This window comes from Desulfocucumis palustris (assembly GCF_002933875.1).
Classification (GTDB): Bacteria; Bacillota; Desulfotomaculia; order Desulfotomaculales; family Desulfocucumaceae; genus Desulfocucumis; species Desulfocucumis palustris.
Genome location: NZ_BFAV01000032.1, coordinates 1 through 3,650 on the forward strand (window position 1 = coordinate 1; position 3,650 = coordinate 3,650).

Genomic DNA, 3,650 nt, shown 5'->3' on the forward strand with positions numbered 1-3,650 from the left:
ACATCTACGAGCCCTGGACGCAGAATCTCTATACTTACTGCAATAATAATCCGGTGAACTATGTGGACCCGACAGGGCATATGACTGTGAAAGAAGCCATGGATTCAGGTATACGTGGGGTTGGTAAATTACTTAAGGGAAAGAATTGGAATAATGCTTATAATGTAGCAGCTCAAAATTTACCCAAGGGTGCAAAAATTTTTGTTGTAGATGGAATCGTTGGATCTGATAATTACGTAGTATTAACCGATGGCGATTTTAATGTCGATGATTTAGAAGCAGGATTGTGGGTGGGCTTCAATGTTATTACGTTAAGGTCTGGTACTAAGGCGGAGGCCAAATTTATTAAGGTAACTTCTTTAATTAAAAATGATTCGAGACTTGTAAAAGCAGCAGAACAAATGGGTAAAAACAAAGCTGTTCAACAAGAATCTAATGAGTTGATTAGGAAGTTAATTACAGGAAATGGAAATCCTGGGTTGGGTACAAAAAAGCTATTTGGTAACGTTGAGTATTTAAGGGGTAGAGATGGAGCACGAGTATTTTACAGAATAAAAGATAGAAACATAGAAATACTTGGCAAGTCGAGTAAGGCGAACGAGCAAGAAGTAATTAATGTATTGAAAGATGTATACGGAAAATAATAGACTTTGGAGGTGCCTCATGAAGATAGTTAAAATATCCTATCCAACCCCGCTGTCGGATGTTAAAGATATTGAAAATGATAATATTGACGTATTTATTGAGATGGAGGATAGAATGACATATACTGTTGTTGTTGCAACACCGAAGAATATTTTACTACAAATGGATAATGAGGGGCTAGACTATCTTCCAGCAGGCCCACCATGTATTTTTGTAAAAAAATTAACCGAAGAAAATATAGCAAATGCCATTAAAACCTACGTCAAAGATGATGCTTATTGGCTCAAGCTATACTTTCTAGCTGGTGAAAGAGAGGGTGTATTTAGCACTTCGGCAATGAATGATATGCTAAAGTTAATCAAAAAAGTCAATGATGATATCTCAACTCAGGAATAACGTGTCAAGGTCAGGGGACTAACGGTGCGACCTGACTTCAGAAATGCGACAGGGGACGGTTCTCCCTTGTCGCATTTTCAAAAAATAAATAGTTATCTCCGCCTTATACAGGGATAAGCAAGGAGTATCACAAGTGGTTGTCGCTAAGAAGGTCTTACAGCACTACGTATTCACAGACCGTTTGGGCTCTACCTTAATGCTATACGGCAAGGGCAACCAAACAGTAAGAATGTACGAATACCAGGAATTCGGCACCTACACCGCCGAAGGCGACAGCGACAGCGACGAAACGAGGTTCACCTTCACCGGTGCCCCCTACTTCACCGGCCCCGGGCTATACCAGATGGGAGCCAGGTATTACAACCCGGAGATAGGGAGGTTTATCACCAATGACACCTATCGGGGCAACATCTACGAGCCCTGGACGCAGAATCTTTATACTTACTGCAATAATAACCCGGTGAACTATGTGGACCCGACGGGATACAGATACTTAATGATTCCACAATACCAAGAAAATCAAAGAAAAAAGCTTTCACAATTTAGCAATGACATGGAAGCCACTGGTATTTTGGACTTTGTTAGAGATGCCCTTGACTATAGTGGGCCAACAATACTTGGGGGATTTGGAACGGTAGTTCGTAAGGGTGAAAAGGAATTAGCTGGGCTTGCTGGTCCTGTGGCAGAGGATGTCTCTCTGGGGTTGAGTAAGACTAAAATGGGAGGTGCTTTAGGTAATCAGACAAGAGAACAATTGCCTAAATCAAAATCATCATATGAAAAACTAATTCAAGAGCATAAGGTTAAGTTGAATAATTATATCAAAAATCCAGATGCGTATGACAATAAAGGAATACTTAAAAATGTCCCTTCTCCTGATGTTAGGCAAAAAATAATTAACGGAAGAATAAAGCAACTTAAGGACCAGATTAATAAACAACAAAGCGAACTGGACAAAATAAATAAACTGCTTAAATAGAGGTGTTTTAGATTGAAAATATCCATTAATGAATTGAAATTTTTATTTGAGATACTAATAAAAAAAGCGGAGGAAGCTGGATTTAATGAGTTTGTGATTGATAAGGATAATTATTGGCTTGTTTCTTCTAGTGAACGTGAAGACTTTACTATTGCTACACCAGAGGTATCTGTTGGTTCAATGATTGACGATGTAGAGAGCCTTCAAAAAGTGCTCGAAGGTATAAATATTCCTACACCAGTGGACTTTGATAGGTTTGCAAATATCCTTATTGCTGTAGGCGATATGATAAATAGATCAGATAAAGTTTACTAAAACCAAAAAATTAGATTGAAATAATTAGTGATGGTAGTATTGCATAAACAAAGCATCAAACTTGCAACCCTTGGATACTGATTATTGACGGGGTCAGGCTCTTAACTTATTAACTTATTAAGTAGAGTAGACCCTGGCATAGTAACCTTAGGCTTGGCCTATCAGTTTCTCCCCGTTTCCTCCGGGAGTGCCTCACTAGCCTGACCATAGCGAAAATGCCAGAAAGCCCCTCGTCTAACCGTACGTGCGGTTTTCCCGCATACGGCTATCCGACACCATTGACATCAAGCATTCACAGGGTAATCAACGGAGAGATTGTACAGCCCCATTTTCCTTAAGGTGCTGTAGACCCCTGGCTTAAAGGTCTTGCTGGACCGCTGACTTGTTTTACACCCTACCCTATAGAATCTGCCGGTGACATAAAAGTCAATTTGGATAACATTGGGACGGTTCTGGATAACATTGGGATGGTTCCGATGTTATGATTAGTTGTAAAATCTTGTGTTGGGCTAAACTTTATTTATTGCAGTCTAATGCGGAATCATCTCACTCAAAAAAGTCTCATGTTACAAGTCTCCCGAACCAAAAGGCAACCACCCGTTTGTCGGGTGGTTGCCTTTTGGTGGGGTATTTCATTCGTACCTGAAGAACACCACCGACTTTAATAACATGAATAACATGGAATAACATGGGGACGGTTCCAATGTTACACCTACAACTCTGCGGACCGTTTGTCCGAAAAAATCATAGACACATCGTAAGACGGAATAGGTGGCACCTATAGCTACGACTACGACTCCAACGGCAACCTGGAAAGAGAAGGTCACCGTGACACCTTAAGATATTACTATGACTACGAGAACAGATTAATCACAATTACCAAAGGCGTCGATGACCAGCTGAAAAACCTCTATAACGGCGACGGGCAGCTAATGGGAGTAATAGATGCGGCCAACGACAGCGCCACCTACTACCAGTATAACGGCAGCCAGGTAATAGCCGACCGGGACGGGGCCGGGGCGTTGATGGCCAGCTACACCAGACTTCCCTCCGGCAAACTGCTGGATATGTACAAAAGCAACGGTCACAGCAGAAACACTTACTACGTATTCACAGACCGCCTGGGCTCCACCTTAATGCTATACGGCAAGGGCAACCAAACAGTAAGAATGTACGAATACCAGGAATTCGGCACCTATACCGCCGAAGGCGACAGCGACAGCGACGAAACAAGGTTCACCTTCACCGGCGCCCCCTACTTCTCCGGCCCCGGGCTATACCAGATGGGAGCCAGGTATTATAACCCGGAGATAGG

4 protein-coding genes and 1 pseudogene are annotated in these 3,650 nt (G+C 41.9%); all 5 read left to right on the forward strand.

Features of this window, described 5'->3' with window-relative positions; genetic code table 11:
- Positions 1-644: pseudogene (locus tag DCCM_RS19125) on the forward strand (hypothetical protein); the annotation flags it as partial.
- Positions 645-663: 19 nt separating this feature from the next.
- Positions 664-1,041: a hypothetical protein gene (locus DCCM_RS03065; RefSeq protein ID WP_104370998.1), complete on the forward strand. Its 378-nt coding sequence runs from the start codon at positions 664-666 to the stop codon at positions 1,039-1,041.
- Between the two features lie 94 nt (positions 1,042-1,135).
- The gene (locus DCCM_RS18955; RefSeq protein WP_507762469.1) at positions 1,136-2,020 is read left to right on the forward strand and encodes an RHS repeat domain-containing protein; all 885 of its coding nucleotides are present in this window, start codon (positions 1,136-1,138) and stop codon (positions 2,018-2,020) included.
- Between the two features lie 12 nt (positions 2,021-2,032).
- Complete coding sequence (locus DCCM_RS03075) at positions 2,033-2,335, forward strand: hypothetical protein (protein ID WP_104370999.1); 303 nt, start codon at positions 2,033-2,035, stop codon at positions 2,333-2,335.
- Between the two features lie 932 nt (positions 2,336-3,267).
- The coding region (locus tag DCCM_RS03080) for an RHS repeat-associated core domain-containing protein (RefSeq protein WP_207655533.1) at positions 3,268-3,650 on the forward strand (383 nt) is incomplete at its 3' end.